General features: G+C 70.1%; 20 protein-coding genes. 12 read left to right on the forward strand and 8 right to left on the reverse strand.

Annotation, left to right across the window (positions count from 1 at the left end; translation table 11 throughout):
- Positions 1-47: 47 nt before the first annotated feature.
- Both OG219_RS31170 and OG219_RS31175 read left to right on the forward strand, forming a co-directional pair.
- Positions 48-764, forward strand: a complete 717-nt coding sequence (locus tag OG219_RS31170; protein WP_266832063.1) for a DUF1707 domain-containing protein — start codon at positions 48-50, stop codon at positions 762-764.
- Positions 765-972: 208 nt separating this feature from the next.
- Positions 973-1,350 carry a WhiB family transcriptional regulator gene (locus OG219_RS31175; protein ID WP_266832065.1) on the forward strand — a complete coding sequence of 126 codons (378 nt, stop codon included), beginning with the start codon at positions 973-975 and terminating at the stop codon, positions 1,348-1,350.
- A 222-nt stretch (positions 1,351-1,572) separates the two neighbouring features.
- Here OG219_RS31175 and glpX read toward each other — a convergent pair whose 3' ends face one another.
- Complete coding sequence (gene glpX, locus OG219_RS31180) at positions 1,573-2,604, reverse strand: class II fructose-bisphosphatase (RefSeq protein ID WP_266832067.1); 1,032 nt, start codon at positions 2,602-2,604, stop codon at positions 1,573-1,575.
- A gap of 126 nt (positions 2,605-2,730) precedes the next feature.
- Between glpX and OG219_RS31185 the strand changes: the two genes are divergently transcribed.
- Positions 2,731-3,249 (forward strand): DUF4245 domain-containing protein, encoded by a 519-nt coding sequence (locus tag OG219_RS31185; protein WP_266832069.1) that lies wholly within the window; start codon positions 2,731-2,733, stop codon positions 3,247-3,249.
- Positions 3,250-3,326: 77 nt separating this feature from the next.
- Here the strand turns inward: OG219_RS31185 and OG219_RS31190 are convergent, their stop codons facing one another.
- The 4 genes from OG219_RS31190 to OG219_RS31205 form a co-directional block, all read right to left on the reverse strand.
- Positions 3,327-3,917, reverse strand: coding sequence for a malonic semialdehyde reductase (locus OG219_RS31190; protein ID WP_266832072.1), 591 nt, complete (start codon positions 3,915-3,917; stop codon positions 3,327-3,329).
- A 161-nt stretch (positions 3,918-4,078) separates the two neighbouring features.
- Entirely contained in the window at positions 4,079-4,330 is a 252-nt protein-coding gene (locus tag OG219_RS31195; RefSeq protein WP_266832074.1) for an exodeoxyribonuclease VII small subunit, read from the reverse strand.
- Positions 4,331-4,339: 9 nt separating this feature from the next.
- On the reverse strand, positions 4,340-5,548 hold the full coding sequence (gene xseA / locus OG219_RS31200; protein WP_266832076.1) for an exodeoxyribonuclease VII large subunit: 1,209 nt from the start codon (positions 5,546-5,548) through the stop codon (positions 4,340-4,342).
- A gap of 243 nt (positions 5,549-5,791) precedes the next feature.
- The gene (locus OG219_RS31205) at positions 5,792-7,192 is read right to left on the reverse strand and encodes an APC family permease (RefSeq protein ID WP_266832078.1); all 1,401 of its coding nucleotides are present in this window, start codon (positions 7,190-7,192) and stop codon (positions 5,792-5,794) included.
- Positions 7,193-7,289: 97 nt separating this feature from the next.
- Between OG219_RS31205 and OG219_RS31210 the strand changes: the two genes are divergently transcribed.
- Both OG219_RS31210 and ppgK read left to right on the forward strand, forming a co-directional pair.
- The gene (locus tag OG219_RS31210) at positions 7,290-8,294 is read left to right on the forward strand and encodes a 4-hydroxy-3-methylbut-2-enyl diphosphate reductase (RefSeq protein ID WP_266832080.1); all 1,005 of its coding nucleotides are present in this window, start codon (positions 7,290-7,292) and stop codon (positions 8,292-8,294) included.
- A gap of 96 nt (positions 8,295-8,390) precedes the next feature.
- Entirely contained in the window at positions 8,391-9,137 is a 747-nt protein-coding gene (gene ppgK, locus OG219_RS31215) for a polyphosphate--glucose phosphotransferase (RefSeq protein WP_266832082.1), read from the forward strand.
- Positions 9,138-9,236: 99 nt separating this feature from the next.
- Here ppgK and OG219_RS31220 read toward each other — a convergent pair whose 3' ends face one another.
- Positions 9,237-9,818 (reverse strand): DUF6542 domain-containing protein, encoded by a 582-nt coding sequence (locus OG219_RS31220; RefSeq protein WP_266832084.1) that lies wholly within the window; start codon positions 9,816-9,818, stop codon positions 9,237-9,239.
- 174 nt (positions 9,819-9,992) lie between these two features.
- Here OG219_RS31220 and ychF point away from each other — a divergent pair, with 174 nt between their 5' ends.
- The gene (ychF, locus tag OG219_RS31225) at positions 9,993-11,081 is read left to right on the forward strand and encodes a redox-regulated ATPase YchF (RefSeq protein WP_266832086.1); all 1,089 of its coding nucleotides are present in this window, start codon (positions 9,993-9,995) and stop codon (positions 11,079-11,081) included.
- A 45-nt stretch (positions 11,082-11,126) separates the two neighbouring features.
- On the opposite strand, the gene OG219_RS31230 is transcribed toward ychF, so the two are convergent.
- Positions 11,127-12,344, reverse strand: coding sequence for a hypothetical protein (locus OG219_RS31230; RefSeq protein WP_266832088.1), 1,218 nt, complete (start codon positions 12,342-12,344; stop codon positions 11,127-11,129).
- Positions 12,345-12,825: 481 nt separating this feature from the next.
- Here OG219_RS31230 and OG219_RS31235 point away from each other — a divergent pair, with 481 nt between their 5' ends.
- From OG219_RS31235 to OG219_RS31260, 6 genes are all read left to right on the forward strand, one after another.
- On the forward strand, positions 12,826-13,917 hold the full coding sequence (locus OG219_RS31235) for a hypothetical protein (protein WP_266832090.1): 1,092 nt from the start codon (positions 12,826-12,828) through the stop codon (positions 13,915-13,917).
- 48 nt (positions 13,918-13,965) lie between these two features.
- Entirely contained in the window at positions 13,966-14,829 is an 864-nt protein-coding gene (locus tag OG219_RS31240; protein ID WP_266832092.1) for a DUF3592 domain-containing protein, read from the forward strand.
- Between the two features lie 156 nt (positions 14,830-14,985).
- Positions 14,986-15,915, forward strand: a complete 930-nt coding sequence (locus tag OG219_RS31245) for an ABC transporter ATP-binding protein (RefSeq protein ID WP_266832094.1) — start codon at positions 14,986-14,988, stop codon at positions 15,913-15,915.
- Positions 15,915-16,751, forward strand: a complete 837-nt coding sequence (locus tag OG219_RS31250; RefSeq protein ID WP_266836295.1) for an ABC transporter permease — start codon at positions 15,915-15,917, stop codon at positions 16,749-16,751. The genes OG219_RS31245 and OG219_RS31250 overlap by 1 nt, the downstream gene beginning before the upstream one ends.
- 23 nt (positions 16,752-16,774) lie before the next feature.
- Entirely contained in the window at positions 16,775-18,130 is a 1,356-nt protein-coding gene (locus tag OG219_RS31255) for a sensor histidine kinase (protein WP_266832096.1), read from the forward strand.
- Positions 18,127-18,795, forward strand: coding sequence for a response regulator transcription factor (locus OG219_RS31260; protein ID WP_266832098.1), 669 nt, complete (start codon positions 18,127-18,129; stop codon positions 18,793-18,795). Before OG219_RS31255 ends, OG219_RS31260 begins: the two co-directional genes overlap by 4 nt.
- Before the next feature lie 14 nt (positions 18,796-18,809).
- Here the strand turns inward: OG219_RS31260 and OG219_RS31265 are convergent, their stop codons facing one another.
- A complete protein-coding gene (locus OG219_RS31265) occupies positions 18,810-20,009 on the reverse strand; it encodes a serine hydrolase (protein ID WP_266832100.1) in 1,200 nt (399 codons plus the stop codon).
- Between the last annotated feature and the right edge of the window lie 119 nt (positions 20,010-20,128).

A 20,128-nucleotide genomic window follows, 5' to 3' on the forward strand; every position in this document is an offset into this window, starting at 1 on the left:
GGAACGCGGGCTAGTCGCGATCTATCGCGTTTGGCTATGATGCTGCCGTGGACCTTCAGAAGCGCTCCAACGCGACCGCGCCCATGTCGGCGGAGCCGACCGAGCTCCGCGCCTCCGACGCCGACCGTGACCGGATCACCGACATCCTGCGCGATGCCCTCGCCGAGGGGCGCCTCACCGCCGAGGAGCACTCCGAGCGCGTGGAAGGGGTGCTGGCCACCAAGACCGTGGGCGAGCTCGACCAGTTCGTCCGGGACCTGCCCGCCGCCCACGGGCCCCGCGCGACCCCCGCGTACACGATCGCTCCCAACCGTCCCACCGCGGGCGCCATCCCGCTGGAGCCCGATCACCACGTGGTGGCGGTCTTCAGCGCCGCCGTCCGCAAGGGCCGCTGGCGCGCGGGCCGCCGCATCCACGCGTACTCGGTCTTCGGCAGCATCGAGATAGACCTCACCGAGGCGATCTTCGAGTACCAGCAGGTCGTGGTCAGGGCGGTCTCGGTCTTCGGCAACGTGGAGATCCGTGTCCCGGAGAATGTGTCGCTGCGCGGCAGCGGCGCCGGTGTGCTCGGCAACTTCGAGGTGGACACGCTGGATTCGGGTGATCCCGACGCCCCCGTGATCTATGTGGACGGCCTGGCCGTACTGGGCAATGTGGAGGCGAAGCCCAAGCGGGGCAAGCTGATCGCGGACATCCTCGAACGCGTGACGGACCGGGTGTCGGACAAGCTGGACAAGGGTTTGCGCAAGCACCTGGACCGTTGACACATGTGAATTCGACGGCTCCCGCGGCGAATTGGTCCAGCCCCGTGAGCGCGGTTCGAGGTCCCTCGGCGACGAGAATTCCCGGGTTCGGAACACAGTGCATAGGCGCGCGCACAGCGGGTAGGCCTTGCTGCATCGCCTCTTGGAGGGCGCTGTGGACTTCCCGCGGCGCTCAGCACGCCCGCGAAGCCGTCGTCAGGAGTAGACCGTGCTGCAACCGCCGCATCAGTCCCTGCAGGTAGCTGCCGTTCCGGCCCAGCGGGCTCCAGTGCGGGACAGGGATCAGGAAGCCCCGTGGCACACGGAGGCCGTGTGCCGACGGGACGAGGCAGGCCTGTTCTTCGCACCCTCCAAGGAACCCACCGCCGCCCGCCTCTCCCGTGAGGAGGCGGCGAAGCGGGTCTGCGCGCGCTGCCCGGTGATGGTCGAGTGCCGCGAACACGCACTCCTGCAACCCGAGCCGTACGGCGTCTGGGGCGGCCTCACCGCCGCCGAACGCCGAGTGGTCCTCGCCCGCCGCCGCCGCCGCGACCTCGAACTCCAGAAGGCCACACGCCCGACGGGGTCGATAGCGGCGGCCGGCTGACCGGCACACGTCGAAGGGGCGCCCTCCCCGCACGGGGGGCGCCCCTTCAGCGTGCGCGCCCCTTCAGGGGCGCGGGGTTGTTACATCATGCGGCTCCGCCGCGTGGGCGCGACCAGCCACAGCGGACCCGCAGGTACGAACAACCCGCAGTGACCCGGCGTCCACACAGACCCAGGATCCGCAGGGACCAAGTCCCGCAGTGACCCGGCGAAACCAGCGGAGCTACTTCGCTCGGTCGAAGTCGATCGCGCTGTACGCCCGCAGCTTGCTCAGCCGGTGCTCCGACGTGATCTGCCGAACCGTCCCGGACTTGGACCGCATGACGATCGACTCGGTCGTGGCGGTCTCGGCGCGGTAGCGAACCCCGCGCAGCAGCTCGCCGTCGGTGATGCCGGTGGCGACGAAGAAGACGTTCTCGCCGGAGACCAGGTCGTCCGTGTACAGGACACGGTCGAGGTCGTGGCCCGCGTCCAGCGCGCGCTGCTTCTCCTCGTCGTCCTTGGGCCACAACTTGCCCTGGATGGTGCCGCCCAGGCACTTCACGGCGCAGGCCGAGATGATGCCCTCGGGCGTGCCGCCGATGCCGAGGAGCAGGTCGATGCCGGTGCCCTCGCGCAGGGCCAGGATCGAGCCCGCGACATCGCCGTCGGAGATCAGCTTGATCCGGGCGCCGGTCTCGCGGATCTCCTTGATGATCCCGTCATGGCGGGGCCGGTCGAGGATGACGACGGTGACGTCCTCGGGGGAGGACTTCTTGGCCTTGGCGACCCGGCGGATGTTCACCGACACGGGCGCGTTGATGTCGACGAAGTCGGCGGCCTCCGGGCCGGTGACCAGCTTGTCCATGTAGAAGACCGCGGACGGGTCGAACATGGTGCCCCGGTCGGCGGCGGCGAGCACGGCGATCGCGTTGGTCATGCCCTTCGCGGTGAGCGTGGTCCCGTCGATCGGGTCGACGGCGATGTCGACCTCGGCGCCGGTCCCGTCACCGACGCGCTCCCCGTTGAAGAGCATCGGGGCCTCGTCCTTCTCGCCCTCACCGATGACGACGACGCCGTTCATCGAGACGGTGGAGACGAGGGTCCGCATGGCCCGGACGGCGGCGCCGTCGGCGCCGAGCTTGTCGCCGCGGCCGACCCAGCGGCCGGCGGCCATCGCGGCTGCTTCGGTGACCCGGACGAGTTCCAGGGCGAGATTTCGGTCGGGGGCCTCGGCGGGGACCTCGAGTTCGGACGGCAGATGATGCTCGGTCATCGAGACGCACCTTTCTGATACGACGACGGCCGGATGAGGGTATGGCCCCGACTCTATCGTCAGGCCGACAAAATGAGCAGGGGACCCCACGGATGAGCAGGCCAGGGCACCTGCGACGATAGGGACGTGGCAGGTACGAAAGGCAAGCAGTCGGTCCGGGACATGGTTCTCTCCCTGGGCGTCATCGCGCTCGTGGCAGGCGTCATCTACGTCTTCATCCCGCACGACGATTCCGAACCCGAGCTCAAGCGCGTCGACTACCGCGTCGAGCTGCTCACGGCTCGCCGCGCGGCGAGCTATCCCGTGGCGGCGCCCGAGGGGCTGCCCACGGAGTGGAAGGCGACGTCGGTGCGTTACGACGGCGCGGAGTTCGACGCCTGGCACCTGGGCTTCCACGACCCCGACGGCCAGTACGTGGCGGTCGAGCAGTCCACCGAGAAGCCGGCCGCGTTCATCGACACGGCCAGCCAGGGCGCCGAGGAGACGAAGGCCACCCAGCGCATCGGGGACCAGACGTGGCAGCGGTACGAGGGCGAGAAGTACGACGCCCTCGTACTCAAGGGCGAGGGCTCCACGACGGTCGTGACCGGGACGGCGTCGTTCGGACAGCTGACGAAGATGGCGCAGGCCCTGAAGACGACGTAAGCCCCCCCGCGTGTGCGTACGTGAGAGAAGGGCCCCCGGTGACCGCACCGGGGGCCCTTCTCGTTCCTACACCTGCATCAGACGGTCGTGATGACCTGCTCGCTGTCCAGACGCGGGGAGCGCGGGAACCACGCGTCCTCGCCCGGCCGACCGATGTTGACGATCATCAGCGGGGTGTGGTCGTCGTCCAGGAACTCCTTCTGGACACCGGCGGCGTCGAAGCCGCCCATCGGGCCCGCGGCCAGGCCGGCGGCGCGGACACCGATGATGAAGTACGCGGACTGGAGGGCGGCGTTCAGGGTGGCCGACTGCTCACGGGCGTCGCGCGAGCCGTCGAAGAGGCCCTTGGCGCCGGGGAAGTGCGGGAAGAGCTGCGGAAGCTCCTCGTGGAACTCGTTGTCGGCGGAGAGGATCGCGACCAGCGGGGCGGCGGCCGTCTTCGGCTGGTTGCCCTCGGCCATGTGCGAGACGAGGCGCTCGCGGGCCTCGGCGGAGCGGACCAGGGTGATCCGCAGCGGCGACTGGTTCATGGCGGTCGGACCGAACTTGACCAGGTCGTAGATCGCCTGCACCTGCTCCTCGGTCACCGGCTCGTCGGTGAAGGTGTTCGCGGTGCGGGCCTCGCGGAACAGCAGGTCCTGGGCGGCGGAGTCAAGAACGAGAGACATGGTTGAACCTTCTCGAGGGTGTGCGTCGGATCCGGGGGGATCGGCTGGCAATGACGACAGTACGTCGATGAAGTTTAAGGTTCAACCAAAAGCGGGGCATCGTGATCCGCTTCACATCTGCCGGTGTTGTTTTCCAGGGATACGGGCTACAGGGATACGGGCTACCGGGACTCCGCGCCGTCCCCGTCGCCGCCCTCGGCCCCTTCTCCCTCTTCCTCGGCCAGCGCCGCGTCCAGCCGCGCCCGCGCCCCCTCCAGCCAGCGCCGGCACACCTTCGCCAGCTCCTCGCCCCGCTCCCAGAGCGCGAGGGACTCCTCCAAGGTCGTACCGCCCGCCTCCAGCCGGCGTACGACCTCGATCAGCTCGTCCCGCGCCTGCTCGTACCCGAGCGCCTCGTCCACCTTGCTGGTCATGCGCCCACCCTATGCATCGACTCGTACGGAGAATTCACCCTCGGCGACCCGCGCCCGAAGCGGCTCGTCCGCCGTCACCTCGGCCGGATCACGCACCACATGGCCATCGGCCTTCTGCAGCACCGCGTAACCCCGCTGGAGCGTCGCGGCGGGGGAGAGGGCCACCACGCGCGCGCGGGTGTGCGACAGCTCCGAGTCGGCGCGGTCCAGGAGGTGGCCGAGCGTGCGCCGGCCGCGGTCCAGGAGCGCGGCGACATGGTCCGCCCGCTCGTCGACCATCCGGTGCGGATCCTCTATCGAGGGCCGGGCCAGTGCGTGCGCCAGGCCGCGCTCCTCGCGGTCGATGAAGGCATGGACGCTGCGCCGCGCCCGGTCCCGCAGCAGCCGCACCCGCTCGTACTCCTCGCCGACGTCCGGCACGACCTTCTTGGCTGCGTCGGTCGGCGTGGACGCGCGCAGGTCGGCCACGTAGTCGAGCAGCGGGGTGTCGGGTTCGTGTCCGATGGCCGAGACAACGGGCGTACGGCAGGCAGCGACCGCCCGTACCAACTGCTCGTCCGAGAACGGCAGCAGGTCCTCCACGCTGCCGCCGCCGCGCGCCACGATGATCACGTCGATGTCCTCGATCGCGTCCAGGTCCTTCACCGCCTGCACGACCTGCGGCACGGCGTGCACGCCCTGCACGGCGACATTACGGACGTCGAAGCGGACGGCGGGCCAGCGGTGCCGCGCGTTCTCCAGCACGTCACGCTCGGCCGCGGACGCCCGCCCGCAGACCAGCCCGATGAGCTGCGGCAGGAACGGCAGGGCCTTCTTGCGCTCCGGCGCGAACAGCCCCTCGGCGGCGAGGGACTTCTTCAACTGCTCCAGGCGGGCGAGCAGTTCACCCACGCCCACCGGCTTTATCTCGGTGGCCCGCAGCGACAACTGCCCCCGCGGCGCGTACCACTCGGGCTTCGCGAGTACGACGACACGGGCGCCCTCGGTCACCACGTCGGCCACCGCGTCGAACACCTGCCGGTAGCAGGTCACGCTCACGGAGATGTCGTACGACGGGTCGCGCAGCGTCAGGAAGACGACGCCCGCGCCCGGACGCCGCGACAACTGGGTGATCTGCCCCTCGACCCACACCGCGCCGAGCCGGTCGATCCACCCGCCGATGAGCCGCGACACCTCGCCGACGGGCAGCGGAGCCTCTGCGGACGTGTTGAGAGCCATGCCGCGAGAGTAGCCGCAGGCTCGGACAACACGGCTGCACGATCCGGCCTGTCCGGCGTTCGAGGGTGAGGCGATGCCATCCCGATCCTCCACTCACCGGGGGAGATCTTTCAGCCCGTCCGGCGTTTGAGGACGAGGCCGTCCAGGCCGAAAGCGGGGGTCTGGGGGCGGCAGCCCCCAGGAACGGGACGGGTAGGGGCGGAGGGGGCGAAAACCCATACCGCAGGCCCCAACGCCGGCCGACTAACCCGCCCCCTCGCCGCCCCGACCTCGCTGTCCCACCAGCACCGCCAGCCCCACCACCAGCCAGATCGCGCCCACCACCTGGGCCGTCGCCGACGCCTCGACGATGACGGCGATGGTGATCGCGGCGCCGACGACCGGGACCAGAATGTGCCGCCACCACACGACAGGCCCACCCCGACGGCGTACGACGAACCAGCCCACCACACTCGCGTGCAGCAGCGTGAAGGCGGTCAGCGCACCGATGTTGACCACCGACACCAGGTGGTCGAGTCCGTCGTCGCGCCGGGCCGCCCAGACCGCGGCGACCAGCGTGATGACCCCCGCGCACAGCAGCGCGAGCCTCGGCACACCGGAGTCGGTCCTCGACAGGACCCGCGGCAGCCGCCGGTCGCGGGCCATCGCGAACACGAGACGGCCCGCCGCGGCCTGCCCGGCGAGCGCCGCGAACGCCGCTCCGATCGCCTTGCTCACGGCCACCAGGTCGTGCAGCCAGGTCCCGACGGAGGCGTCCACGGCGTCGTAGAAGGCCGATCCCTGCTTCTCGGGGTCGGCGGCGAGCTGCGCGGACGTCGTCGGCTCGAGAAGCGCCACCAGGTAGGTCTGCGCCACGAACAGCACACCCGCGAGCGCCAGGCAGAACAGCACCGCCCGGGCCACCTTCTCCGAACCGCCCGTCACCTCCTCCGCGAAGGAGGCGATCGCGTCGAAGCCCAGATACGACAGGACGGCGACCGACACGGCACCGATGACCGCCGACAGCGCGAACGCTCCCTGCGTACCGTCACCGGACAGCGGCGAAAGCCAGCCTCGCTCGGCCCCGTCGCGCGCGAGGACGACGACCGCCGACACGACGAAGACAAGAAGGACCACGATTTCCATCGCGAGCACCAGGAAACCGACCCGGGCCGCCGCGCGTACCCCCCACAGGTTCAGCAGTGTCGTGACGACCACGGCGAGCGCGGTCCACACCCACCGGGAGACCTCCGGGACCAGTGCGTTCATCGCGATCCCGGAGAAGAGGTACGCCACGGCCGGGATGAGCAGATAGTCCAGCATCGCCATCCACCCGGCGATGAACCCGGCCTCTTTTCCGAGCCCCACGCGCGCGTAGGCGAACACCGAGCCAGCCAGGGGGACCACGCGGACCATCTGGGCGTAACTGAACGCGGTGAACGCCATCGCGACGGTGGCGACGACGTAGACCAGGGCCACGGCCCCGTGCGACTTGGCGTCGAGGGTGCCGAAGATGCCGACGGGGGCCATGGGGGCGATGAACAGCAGCCCGTAGACGACCAGGTCCCGGAAGCCGAGACTCCGCCGCAGCCCGCGTTCCTCACCGGAACCACCAGTACCACCGGCGTCACCGGCCGCTCCGGCCGAGGTCTGCGTGTCGGACATCCATGCCTCCCGAGAGTCGCGACTGGCCCCACCCCTCCCAGCTCCCCAACAGTCTCCCCAAGGAGGCGATCTTTGACCTGCCGAGCGCGGCCTTACGATGGGATGCATGACTGCTTCGCCTGGCCGCCGTGTCCTGCTCGCCGCCCCCCGGGGCTACTGCGCGGGTGTGGACCGCGCCGTGATCGCCGTCGAGAAGGCCCTCGAGCAGTACGGGGCCCCCATCTATGTCCGCCACGAGATCGTCCACAACAAGTACGTCGTGCAGACCCTGGAAAAGAAGGGTGCGATTTTCGTCGAGCGGACGGCGGAGGTCCCCGAGGGGTCCATCGTCATGTTCTCGGCGCACGGCGTCGCCCCGGTCGTCCACGACGAGGCCGCGGCCGGAAAGCTCGCGACCATCGACGCGACCTGCCCGCTGGTCACCAAGGTCCACAAGGAAGCCGTCCGCTTCGCGAAGGAGGACTACGACATCCTCCTGATCGGGCACGAGGGCCATGAGGAGGTCATCGGCACCTCCGGTGAGGCACCCGAGCACATCACGCTGGTAGACGGCCCCTCGGACGTCGCCAAGGTCGAGGTCCGTGACCCGTCCAGGGTCGTCTGGCTCTCCCAGACCACGCTGTCGGTCGACGAGACCATGGAGACGGTCGACGCGCTCAAGAACAAGTTCCCGCAGCTCGTCTCCCCGCCCAGCGACGACATCTGCTACGCCACGCAGAACCGCCAGATCGCGGTGAAGAAGCTCGCCGAGGACGCTCAGCTGGTGATCGTGGTGGGTTCGAAGAACTCCTCGAACTCGATCCGCATGGTCGAGGTCGCCCTGGACGCCGGCGCCTCCGCCGCGCACCTGGTGGACTTCGCCTCCGAGATCGACGAGGCCTGGCTGGAGGGCGTCACCACGGTCGGTCTGACCTCCGGCGCCTCGGTCCCGGACGTGCTGGTCGACGGGGTCCTTGAGTGGCTGGCCGAGCGTGGCTACGGGGACGTGGAGACGGTGAAGACGGCCGACGAGTCCATCACCTTCTCGCTGCCGAAGGAGCTGCGCCGCGATCTGCGTGCGGAGGCGGCGGCCCTGGTGGCGGAGCGCACCGGCGAGAAGTGACCGATCGGGCGGTCGCACCGCTTCCGGACGTGAAGGTTCCGGAGCCGTACGACGCCCGAGAAGTGACCGTCAGTCGCAGGACGTAACGTGGGATCCATGCAGATCTTTGGTGTGGACATCGGTGGTTCCGGGATCAAGGGCGCTCCTGTGGACCTGGACCGCGGCGAATTGGCGGAAGAGCGCTACAAGGTGCTCACCCCGCATCCCGCGACGCCCGACTCGGTGGCCGACGGCGTGAAAGAGGTCGTCGGACACTTCGGCTGGACGGGCCCCGTCGGCATCACCTTCCCCGGTGTCGTCACCGGCGAAGCCACCATCCGTACGGCTGCCAATGTCGACAAGGACTGGATCGACACCGACGCGCGCGCCCTGCTCAGCGGGCGGCTCGGCGGCCTTCCGGTGACGGTGCTGAACGACGCGGACGCGGCGGGCGTCGCGGAGATGCAGTTCGGCGCGGGCCGCGACCGTCAGGGCACGGTCATCCTCCTCACCTTCGGCACGGGCATCGGCAGCGCGCTCTTCATCGACGGCGAGCTGGTGCCGAACACGGAGCTGGGCCACTTGGAGCTGAACGGCCACGACGCGGAGACGCGCGCGTCCACCAAGGCCAAGGAGGACCACGAGCTCACCTGGGAGCACTGGGCGCGCCGGGTCACGAAGTACCTCGCCCACCTCGAGATGCTCTTCTCCCCGGAGCTCCTCATCATCGGCGGAGGCGTCAGCCGCAAGGCCGACAAGTTCCTGCCCCTGATCGAGGGCATCAAGGCGGAGATCGTCCCGGCGCAGCTGCAGAACAACGCGGGGATCGTGGGGGCGGCGATGAGGGCGGCGAAGGCGTCGTAGGGGGCGGGGGGGGCTTTTACGAGCTGGCCCTTGTAGCAGAGCGAGACGGGCGGGTGTGGTGGGAAACCGCCGCGTAGCGGTGAAAAACCACTACGGGCCTCAGGTCGGACGACGACGCACAGGGGTCTGAGCCCTGCGCTGAGCGGCCCGCCGGCTCATGAGCCGAACCTTCCGTACGGTCACGATGAGCCCCGCGACCAGCGTCCCCCCGTACAGCCACCCCGCCTGTACGGCGAGCGTGGTGACCAGCCCCATCAGCCAGCCCCCGACCCCGCCCCCGCTGTCGTCGGCGACGGGCAGCAGCCCGAAGGCGAAGGCGATCGGCACGACGACCGGCGCGCTGACGAGGTCACCCCGCCGCACCCACACCGCGGTCAGCGCGCAGACCGGCAGGAACAGCACCCCGTACACCACGAGCGACGCCCCGAACAGCAGCTGGTCGAGGCAGCCGAGCGCGAACATCAGCGCACCGCAGAACAGCCCGCTGCCCAGCCCGGTGAGCCGGGGATTCGGCATCCGCCGCACCGCCTGGACGACCGGCGGAACGGGCCGCCGGGAGACCCCCGCACCCCGCCGCACAGCGTCGGCGGCACCGCGCCCGGCCTGCGACGGGAAGGGCGTGCCGCGAGACGTTCTCTGCTGCGGTCCGTACTGAGGGGGACGCGTCCTGTGTTGCTCCACTGGACCAACTTAGGTCGGTTTATGTGTGGAATAGGCCTTCAGACACGCCGTAGGGGAGACCTTGGCCAAGCGTTCGATACGTCGCCGGGGCGGGACCTCGCACGCCGTAGACTGGTGGATCGGCCCGCGCTCTCCGGGGGCCCTCGCCCATCCTCACGTACGGGAAGTCGCAACGTGTCGCTCACGATCGGAATCGTCGGTCTGCCCAATGTCGGCAAGTCGACCATGTTCAACGCCCTGACCAAGAACGACGTGCTCGCGGCCAACTACCCGTTCGCCACGATCGAGCCGAACGTCGGCGTGGTCGGCGTCCCCGACGCGCGGCTCGCGAAGCTGGCCGAGATCTTCGGCTCGCAGAAGATCCTTCCCGCCACCGTCGACTTCGTCGACATCGCCGGCATCGTGAAGGGCGCCTCCGAGGGGGAGGGCCTGGGCAACAAGTTCCTCGCGAACATCCGCGAGTCCGACGCGATCTGCCAGGTCATCCGCGCCTTCAAGGACGAGAACGTCGTACACGTCGACGGCAAGGTCTCGCCCAAGGACGACATCGAGACGATCAACACCGAGCTGATCCTCGCGGACCTCCAGACCATCGAGAAGGTCCTGCCGCGCCTCCAGCGGGAGTCGCGCATCAAGAAGGACATCGGCCCGAAGGTCGCGGCGGTCGAGGCGGCCCAGGCCATTCTGGAGAAGGGCGACACGCTCTTCTCGCAGGGCATCGTCCAGGGCTCGGGCAACGAGGAACTCCTCCACGACCTGCACCTCCTCACCACCAAGCCCTTCCTCTACGTCTTCAACGTCGACGAGGACGAGCTGGTCGACGACGACTTCAAGGCCGAGCAGCGTGCCCTGGTGGCCCCCGCCGAGGCGATCTTCCTCAACGCCAAGCTGGAGGCGGACCTCGCCGAGCTCGACGAGGAGGAGGCGATGGAGCTTCTGGAGTCGGTCGGCGTCGAGGAACCCGGCATGGCGACCCTGGCCCGCGTCGGCTTCGACACCCTCGGCCTCCAGACCTACCTGACGGCAGGCCCGAAGGAATCCCGCGCCTGGACCATCAAGAAGGGCGCCACTGCCCCCGAGGCCGCCGGTGTCATCCACACCGACTTCCAGAAGGGCTTCATCAAGGCCGAGGTCATCTCCTTCGCCGACCTCGTCGAGACCGGCTCGGTCGCCGAGGCCCGAGCCAAGGGCAAGGCGCGCATGGAGGGCAAGGACTACGTCATGCAGGACGGGGACGTGGTGGAGTTCCGGTTCAACGTGTAACGGCGTTTCTTCCTGCATGCTGGGTAGTTTCGTCGAGCATGCAGGTCAGGAGGGGTTGGGCTTCGGTGAGCTCGACCCCTTCGTCGTCCCCGCGCTACTCGGCAGGCGTTCGAGCATCGGCTGGAAGTCGGAGTCCTCCTCGTCCGGAACGTGCGGGAGGTATCCGTCGGGGACGGTGCGGGCGGCGGTGGTGAGCAGGCGGTCCAGGACTTCCCGGTCGTCGGCCGGGGGGAGCCGCAGTGCGGCGAGGAGGCGGTCGCGGACGGTGGGGTGGTCCGGGTGGTCGTCGAGGTAGTCGGAGTTGAGAGCAGGGGGACGGAAGCCGGCCAGGGCGTCGTGCCAGGACGGGAGGACGATGGCGAGCGTCAAGGCCTCGGCGAGCGACTCGGCGATGAGGGAGGCCTGGCCCTCGGAGTCGGTGTAGAGCACGGGGCGGGGGCCGTTGGGGACGGCAGGGCTGCAGAAGTAGTGGGTGCCGCCCGCGTTGCAGCCGGCGACGGGCTCCACCTGGAGGCCGTTGGGAAGGGCGATCGACTCGATCGGGTCCGTGCGGGCAAGGTCGAACTCGCCGTCGCAGGCCAGGTAGGAGGCGACCTCTGGATGCGCGGCGATCCTGCGGAGCAGTGCGTCGTCCGAGAGGACGGCCGGGTTGAGGGCTGCGGTGATTGCCGGGGTGAGGGGGTGCTCGGCGAGGACGTGGCGCACGGCGTCGAGAGGGACGGGGCGCTCGTAGTAGTCCTCGAAGTGGGCCTGGACGGCCTCGGGGGATCGGTCGACGAGGAGCGGGAAGAGGAAGCCGGAGCCGTCCGGGTCCTCGCTGTCGGCGGGGAAGGCGATGGACGAGCCGGTGCGCCAGGCCGTGTCGTGAGTCTCCCGCCACAGGCAGGCGGTGACGCGAGGGGCGTCGATACCCTCGTCGCAGAAGGCGGGTTCGTCCAGGAGCGGGCGCAGTGCGGCGGGCACTTCGTCGATGACACCGGGCCAGACCTGCTCGTCGTCCGTCCCGTACGGACTCATCTCCGCCTCGTGGTCGAAACCGCGTATCAGCACGCCGGCCGGGGTGAAAAGGACGGAGAAGTCGTCCCCCGAGCCGTTCTCCATCAGAGCAGCCTCTGTGCCGGGGCCCCAGGCGGCGTCGAAGGTGTAGCAGCAGAACCGCGGATCGTCGCCGATCGTGGCGTCCAGGACGGCCAGTGCGCGCAGATGGGCGCGGAGTTGAACGGGGTCGGGGAGGAGGGCGGCGGTCTCGTGCACAGTACTCATGGCGCTATGCAAGCAGCCGGCACTGACAATCCGGCGTGGCCGCAGTCCTGCTGAAAGGTGGTCGGAAGACGGTCCGGTACTCACTCACTGCGCGCCGGCGTCGTCATGGACCACCTGGAGCGGTCGAGCGGTCGAGCCACTGATCCGCGAGCCGGTGGCCGGCCAGGTGCACTTCGTCGGGTCGGTCAAATGGCTGGAGACCCAGCCCTTCGGCCGTCACGAGTACGGCGCCTTGGTACGCGACATGCTCGCCGTCCCCGGTACCGCCCCGGACACTCCGCTGGTCGCGGTCTCCCGCTGCGGGGGTGGCCGACGATCTGCCGCTGACCGCGCACTGGGGACCGGAGGACCTCGTACATGCGTGGCAGCCCCGATAGCCGCGGAGCCCGAGGAACCGGTCTGTGAACAGCGCGGATACGGTCTCGCAGAAGGTCACTTGGGGGTCTATCGGCCGTCATCCCGGCCCGGCACAATCCCTCGTATGACGATCACCGCGGGCGCGCCGCCCACGCGCAGTACTCCCGTCGCCCTCGCCCGAGGATTGCTGACGGGGGGCGTGGTCGGGACCGCGCCGGCCGCTTTCGTCGTCGGCATCGTCATCGAGAACGTGCCGCTGATCGTCACGGGCCTGGCCCTCCCCGTGGTCTACGGGCTGCTCTACTTCCTCGCCGGTGCACCTCGGCGTGCCCGGGAGGCGGCCGTCGTACACCGCACGGCTCTCGCGATGATCGAGAGCCTGGAGGCCATCGGGGGCGAATCGAGCGACGTACCGGTGCGGTTCGACCTCACCGTCGCACCGGACGACGCGTCGGCGTACCGCGTCGAGATCACGCAGAGCATCAACCTCGTCGAGCTGCCCGACTACCGGCCGCGCGGCGTCGTGGTGGTCCAGTACCCGCCGGACCGGCCGTGGAAGGTGAAGATCGTGAAGCGGCCGACACCCGAGTGGGAGGGCCGGGCGACCGGGGCACACCTCGACTCGGCGCCCGGGTCGGCCAGGGTGAGCGCGCCCCCGGGAGGCTGTGCGGTCGGCTTCGCCGTACTGCTCGGCGTGCTGCTCGGCGCGGCCGCCGTGATCCTGCTGTTCCGCGCCGACCTGTTCGACCAGGAGACCACCGTGCAGCCGCCCTCCTCCTCGAAGCCCTCCGTCTCCTCCACATCGTCGACCACGGTCGTGACGTCGGCGTCCGGCACGGTCTCCCTCGGCCCGGGCCAGTCGTTCCTCGACAAGGGTGAGCTGCGCCGGGCCATGGACTCGCTCACCCAGGGCAAGGACTCGCGCCAGGCGCTCACCGTCGTCGTCCAGGAACGCCTGCTGTCGGTCGTATTCGCCCCCACCGGTACGCAAGTCCCGCAGTTCGACGCCGATTCCCTGCCCTACGAACGCTTCCCCGCCCTGGTCGGGGAAGCCAGAACCACCCTCGGCGTCCACTCCCCGGAGACCTGGCAGCTCACCGCCGACCGCCTCACCGGCACCCTCACCATCAGGGTCGGCGTGACCGGCTCCGAGGGCACGGCCTCACTGGAGGCGGACGGACAGGGCGAGGTCGTACGGCGCACCCCGGCCGGCTGATCACGGGGTGGGGCCGTACGGCAATCGCGAGTGACAGGAGAGGGGCACATGGGCTGGCACGGGTATCTGGCGCTGTGGTGCGGGGTGTTCGGCGCGGTGGCGCTGATCGGGTACGGGCGGTCGTTGGCCGGGGTGACCCGGGCCCAGCGGACGGTCCGGGTCGTGGGACGTATCGAGCAGGTGCGGGAGCCCAGACAAGGCAGCTCCCGGAAAGACGGGATATTCGTGGTCGTCTCCTTCCACGACCCGTCCACCGGGCAGGAGTTCACCGTGACGAGCGACGGTGAGCACGGCGAGACGATCACCACGGCATGGACGGGCCGGGAGATCGGAATCCATTACCCGCCCGGGAGACCCCATGCCCACCGGTTCACCAGCGACCTCTGGGGAGGCCGGTACGGACTCGTCCGGCCGAACTGCGCGGTCTTCCTGATCTACGCCGGGCTGGTGGCCGTCGCCGCGATCGACTGGGGCTGGCCGTGGGCTCTGATCGGCTTCGGCGTGCCCTGGACCGTCTCCGGCGCGTACTACGTGCCCGCGAACGCGCGTGAGACGAGTCGCCGTATCGACATGCTGACCACCGTGGCCCCCGTCCCGGGCCGCGTCATCGCCGTCCTCAAGGACGTCAGTGTCGACGCGGACGACGGCCATGTCACCACCAGCCACACACCGGTCGTCACCTTCACCACCCACGAGGGCACGGCCGTCACCGCGTACTGGCCGTCCGGGCTGACGGTCCCCGCCGGCGCGCACGGCCGGGACGTCACGATCCACTACGCTCCCGACGACCCGGCCGTCTTCACCCCGGCCCTCGCAGACGAACACCACTCCCGGAAAACGGACCTCGTCTTCGGCGTCCTGGCCCTTCTCACCGGAGTAGCGGCGGTCGCCGTGGGAGCGGTCATGCTGTGAACGCCCCACCGACAGGCGGGTGACTGGTACCGCGGTACCACCCACCCGCCGAAGATTCCCCCTGGGACCCGCGGTCCGGGTTCGCCCCGCTCCTAGCGTCGAACACAGACACCGCGGCATGTCCGCGGCCGAGTTCCACGCGGGAAAGGCACCCCCATGATCGAGGCACGTCAGCTGACGAAGCGGTACGGCGACAAGACGGTCGTCGACAATCTGAGCTTCACCGTGAAGCCCGGTGAGGTGACAGGCTTCCTGGGACCCAACGGCGCGGGCAAGTCCACGACCATGCGCATGGTCGTCGGCCTGGACGCGCCCAACGGAGGCTCGGTCACCGTGAACGGCCGCTCCTACGCCGGGCACGCGGCGCCCCTGCACGAGGTCGGCAGCCTGCTGGAGGCCAAGTCCGTCCATCCGGGGCGCACCGCGTTCAACCACCTGATGGCGCTCGCATACACCCACGGCATCGCCCGCAGCCGGGTGGACGAGGTCATCGAACTGGCAGGGCTGACCAGCGTGGCCGGCAAGCGCGTGGGCGCTTTCTCCCTCGGCATGGGCCAGCGGCTCGGCATCGCCGCGGCCCTGCTCGGTGACCCGGCGATCGTCATGCTCGACGAACCGGTCAACGGTCTCGACCCCGAGGGCGTGCTGTGGGTGCGCAACCTCCTGCGCCGGCTGGCCGACGAGGGCCGCGCCGTGATGCTCTCCTCGCATCTGATGAGCGAGACCGCGCAGATCGCCGACCATCTGGTGATCATCGGACGCGGTCGGCTGCTCGCCGACACCACCGTCGACGACTTCATCAGGGACGCCGGCAGCGGAGGCGTGAAGGTCGCCACCGCCGACACCGCCAGGCTGCGCTCACTGCTGGTCGGCCCCGACGTCACGATCACGTCCTCCGCCGGCGACGAGCTCCTGGTCCACGGACGCGAAGCCCGGGAGATCGGCGCCATCGCGGCCATGCACGGGGTGGCGCTCTACGAACTCACCCCGCAGGCCGTCTCCCTGGAACAGGCGTTCATGGACCTCACCCGCGACGCCGTCGAGTACCAGAGCGCTCCGGCCGACACCGCACGAAAGGCGGCATGATGACCGTCACCGACCTGTCCCCGGCCCCGCCCCGCACCATCGTGCGCAAGGTGACCGGCCCACGCGTGCTGCGCTCGGAGTGGGCCAAGTTCTGGACACTGCGCTCCAGTTGGATCACCCTGGGCGTCGCCGTGTTCTTGCTCCTCCTCTTCGGGACCATCGCCGCCCACACCTACAGTCCCCAGGAAGCCGCGGACGGCGGCGGGCCGCTAGGTGCCGACGCGGGCAGCACCAACGCCGTGAGCCTGGCCCTGACCGGCGTGACCTTCGGGTCGCTGGCCATCGGCGTGCTCGGTGTGCTGCTCTCCGCGGGCGAGTACAGCACCGGCATGATCCGCTCCACGCTCACCGCCGTCCCGCGCCGGCTGCCGGTCCTGTGGTCCAAGGTCGCCGTGATCGCGCCCGTCGTCCTGGTCCTCGCCACCCTGGGCGTCCTGGCCGCGTTCCTCCTCGGAGCACCGGGCCTGGACGGCGAGAGCATCGCCCTGTCCCTGGGCGACGACGGTGTGCTGCGCAGCCTGGCGGGCGCCGGCGTCTACCTCGCCCTGGTCGCCGTCTTCGGCGTGGCCCTGGGCATGCTGATCCGCTCCTCCGCCGGGGCCATCGCGACCCTGGTGGGCATCCTGCTGATCCTGCCGGGGCTGGCTGGCCTGCTGCCCGACTCGCTGTACGACACGCTCAGCCCGTACTTCCCGAGCACCGCGGGCCAGGCCGTCTACGCCCTGGAGCAGTCCTCCGGTTCCCTCTCACCGGGGGCGGGGCTCGCCGTCTTCGCCGGCTGGGTGGCATTGGCCCTTGCCGGGGCGGCCTACCGGCTCGTCCGCACCGACGCCTGACCGGGTACGGGACAATGGTCGTCATGAGCCCGCACCACGCGGCAGCCGCCACGGACACCGGCCGGGGAGTGGCGGAGGCGTCGCTCTCCGGGTTCGACGCCGTGTGGGCGCGCCCGCTCCTGGACCGGCTGCTGGGCGACCGAAGCCGCCGGCCGGGTCTGGGCGGCCGGTACCCGTGGCTGCTCGACACCGCGTTGGTGCTGTTCATCGTGGCCATCTCCCTGCCCATCCTGATCCGCAACAGCACAACCCCGACGTCTCCCTTCGGCGACACCGAACCCGGCCCCCAGCTGTCGACCGGCATCCTGTGCCTGCTGGCCGCCGCGCAACTCGTTCCCCTGTGGTGGCGCCGGAAGGCCCCGACGACCACGTTCCTCGTGATCGCGTTCGTGTCCGTCGCGCAGTGGTCGCTGGGTGTGTGGCTCCCCACGGGGATCGCCGGGCTCGTCGCCCTGTACACGCTGGCCCGCTACGGTTCCGTGCGGGTGCTGGGCTGGGCCGTCGCGCTGGCGGCCGTCGAACTGCTCCTTGCCGCCTTCGTGCTGGTCCCCGGCAGGGCCGATCACCCCATGGTCGGCGGCTTCTTCCTGCTGGCGACGGCGACGGCGGCCGTCGCCGTCGGCCTGGCGGTCCGGATCCTGCGGATGTACCTGGTGGCTCTGGAGGACCGTGCCAGACGTGTGGAGATCGAGCAGGAGCAGCGCGTCCGGCTCACCGCCGCCGCCGAGCGCTCCCGGGTCGCCCGGGAGATGCACGACATCGTCGGCCACAACCTCTCGGTCATGGTCAGCGTCGCCGACGGCGCCGCGACCCTCGCCGCCAACCGGAGCGAACGGTCCGCCGAGGCGCTGCGCGTACTCGGCGACACCGGCCGCCAGGCCATGAGCGAACTGCGCCGGGTGCTGGGCGTGCTGCGCGAGGAGCAGGAGGGCGAACGCCTGCTCGCCCCGCAGCCCGGGATCCGTGACCTGGACCCCCTCATCGCACGGGTGCGCGCGGCCGGAATGTCCGTGACGTACCGGACGGTGGGTGATCTCGACGCCCTGGGCAGCGGCGTGCAGCTCACCGTGTACCGCGTCGTCCAGGAATCTCTGACCAACACCCTCAAACACGCGGGGACCGGCACGTCCGCCGAGGTGACCATCGCGGTCGGGGCGGAACAGGTACGGATCAGGATCGCCGACACGGGCGTACCGCCGGGGGCAGCTCCGCGCGCGAGGGCGGGAGGACTCGACGACAATCCCGGCCACGGCCTCGTCGGCATCCGTCAGCGGGCCGCCATGTACGGCGGGACCGTCGTCCTGGGTCCGGGTGACACCGGCCACGGCTGGACGGTGGATGTCGCGCTCGACGTACCGCCAGGAGAACATCTGCCATGACCACCGTGCTCATCGCCGACGACCAGCCCCTCCAGCGCATGGGCGTCCGCATGCTCATCGAGGGGACCCCGGGCCTGGACGCGGTCGGCGAGTCCGAGCACGGCGCCGAGGCCGTCCGCATGGCCGCCGAACTCCGCCCCGACGTCGTCCTCATGGACATCCGCATGCCCGGCATGGACGGCCTTGAGGCCACCCGCCGCATCGTCGCCGCCGGCGGCCGCACCCGCATCCTCATCGTGACCACCTTCGACCTCGACGAGTACGCCTACGAAGGCTTGCGGGCCGGTGCCAGTGGCTTCCTGCTCAAGGACGCCCGCCCCGAGGAGCTCGTCGCCGGCATCCGCGCGGTCGCCACCGGCGACGCCGTCGTGGCCCCCCGCCTGACCCGCCGGCTGCTGGACGCCTACGCCCACCAGGTCCTCGCACCGGCCGACGGGCCCGCCCCGGACGATCCCCGGCTGCGGACCCTCAGCGACCGGGAACGAGAGGTCCTGGTCGCCATCGCCCAGGGCTGGACGAACACGGAGATCGCCGAGGACCTCGTCCTCACCGAGTCCACGGTCAAGAAGCACGTCGGCCGAGTCCTCGCCAAGATCGGCGCCCGGGACCGCATCCAGGCCGTGATCATGGCGTACGACGCCGGGCTGGTCAGGGCCAAGCCGTAGGGCCTGTCAGCCCTCTAGCGCGGGGGGACCGGGCGGTCGTAGACGTTGTCCGGGGTGACGATCTCGGTGATCGCCCGGCCGAGGAGTGAGGACGGTTCGGCGCCCTCGTGGGTGATGTCGGTGTTGATGAGGATCACCAGGGTGGCCTTCTTCGAAGGCAGGTAGACGGTCACGGTCTCGTATCCGGGGATGGAGCCGTTGTGCCCGATCCAGCCGTCGGAGTTGAGGATGCCGAGGCCGTAGGTCGTGCCGGGGAAGCCGGTCGGCAGCGTCTTGAGCCGCTCCTTCTGGGTCTCGGGGCTGAGCAGCGTGCCGGTGGCGACGATCCTGGCCCAGCGGCGCAGGTCGTGCAGGTCCGAGATCATCGCCCCGGCCGCCCAGGCCCAACTGGGGTTCCAGTCCGTGGAGTCCTCGACCTTGCCGCTCAGCGTCTGGTTGGTGTAGCCGCGCGGGTGCGGATCGGGGAACTCGGCGCCCTCGGGGAAGAGCGTGTTGTGCAGGTGGGACGGGTGGAGCACCTCCCTGTCGATGAAGTCGACGAGGCGGTGACCGCTGACCTTCTCGATCACCAGGCCGAGGAGGATGAGGTTGCTGTTGGAGTACTGGAACTGCTTTCCCGGCTTGAAGGTGTTCTTGTGCTTGTAGCCGTACGCGAGCAGCTCCTGCGGGGTGAACGAGCGACTCGGGTCGCTCAACAGGTCCTGCACGAAGCCCGGGTCGGCGCTGTACGGGAACAGTCCGCTGCGCATCTCGGCCAGCTGACGCAGCGTGATCCGGCGGCCGCCCGGCACGCCGTGGATGTACTTGGAGATCGGGTCGTCCAGCCGGATCCGGTGGTCGTCGACCAGCTTGAGCAGCGCGGTGACGGTGAAGGTCTTGGTCTCGCTGCCGATCCGCACGAACGGACCGGTGGTCATCGGCTCGCCGGTGGCGGTGTCGGCGACTCCGGTCGCGCGGACGTAGTTGCCTTTGCCCGGCATCCACAGGCCGACGACGACGCCGGGGATGCCGGCCTCCTGGCGGACGTCCTCGATGGCCTTGTCCAGCCGGGCGGTCAGCTCGGGACCGAGACCGTCCGCCCGGCACTCGTGCTTGTCGCACCGGTCGACGCCCGCGGCGTGGACGGCCGTGGTGGGAATCGCTGCCATCGGGGCCAGCACCGACGCCACGAGCAGCGTTGCGGCGAACAGACGGCGGGAGGGGGTACGTCGCATGTCGGGGCACCTCTTCCAGGTCAAGGGTTCGGACGGCCACGTCACCATCCGGACCCCAGGCGGCGACCTCCGTCGGGTACGCCCTGCCGCGAGTCCACTCGTTCGGAGCCACGCGGGCT

It is taken from the genome of Streptomyces sp. NBC_00038 (assembly GCF_026343635.1).
Lineage (GTDB): Bacteria > Actinomycetota > Actinomycetes > Streptomycetales > Streptomycetaceae > Streptomyces.

Bases quoted from the DNA above. Each gene is read 5' to 3' on its own strand.
- OG219_RS31190 (WP_266832072.1), bottom strand. From the start codon at position 3,917: ATGTCTCTCGTTCTTGACTCCGCCGCCCAGGACCTGCTGTTCCGCGAG.
- xseA (WP_266832076.1), bottom strand. From the start codon at position 5,548: ATGGCTCTCAACACGTCCGCAGAGGCTCCGCTGCCCGTCGGCGAGGTG.
- OG219_RS31230 (WP_266832088.1), bottom strand. From the start codon at position 12,344: ATGAGTACTGTGCACGAGACCGCCGCCCTCCTCCCCGACCCCGTTCAA.
- OG219_RS31260 (WP_266832098.1), top strand. From the start codon at position 18,127: ATGACCACCGTGCTCATCGCCGACGACCAGCCCCTCCAGCGCATGGGC.
- OG219_RS31255 (WP_266832096.1), top strand. From the start codon at position 16,775: ATGAGCCCGCACCACGCGGCAGCCGCCACGGACACCGGCCGGGGAGTG.
- glpX (WP_266832067.1), bottom strand. From the start codon at position 2,604: ATGACCGAGCATCATCTGCCGTCCGAACTCGAGGTCCCCGCCGAGGCC.
- OG219_RS31240 (WP_266832092.1), top strand. From the start codon at position 13,966: ATGGGCTGGCACGGGTATCTGGCGCTGTGGTGCGGGGTGTTCGGCGCG.
- OG219_RS31205 (WP_266832078.1), bottom strand. From the start codon at position 7,192: ATGTCCGACACGCAGACCTCGGCCGGAGCGGCCGGTGACGCCGGTGGT.
- OG219_RS31265 (WP_266832100.1), bottom strand. From the start codon at position 20,009: ATGCGACGTACCCCCTCCCGCCGTCTGTTCGCCGCAACGCTGCTCGTG.
- OG219_RS31210 (WP_266832080.1), top strand. From the start codon at position 7,290: ATGGGATGCATGACTGCTTCGCCTGGCCGCCGTGTCCTGCTCGCCGCC.
- OG219_RS31245 (WP_266832094.1), top strand. From the start codon at position 14,986: ATGATCGAGGCACGTCAGCTGACGAAGCGGTACGGCGACAAGACGGTC.
- OG219_RS31250 (WP_266836295.1), top strand. From the start codon at position 15,915: ATGACCGTCACCGACCTGTCCCCGGCCCCGCCCCGCACCATCGTGCGC.
- ppgK (WP_266832082.1), top strand. From the start codon at position 8,391: ATGCAGATCTTTGGTGTGGACATCGGTGGTTCCGGGATCAAGGGCGCT.
- OG219_RS31235 (WP_266832090.1), top strand. From the start codon at position 12,826: ATGACGATCACCGCGGGCGCGCCGCCCACGCGCAGTACTCCCGTCGCC.
- OG219_RS31195 (WP_266832074.1), bottom strand. From the start codon at position 4,330: ATGACCAGCAAGGTGGACGAGGCGCTCGGGTACGAGCAGGCGCGGGAC.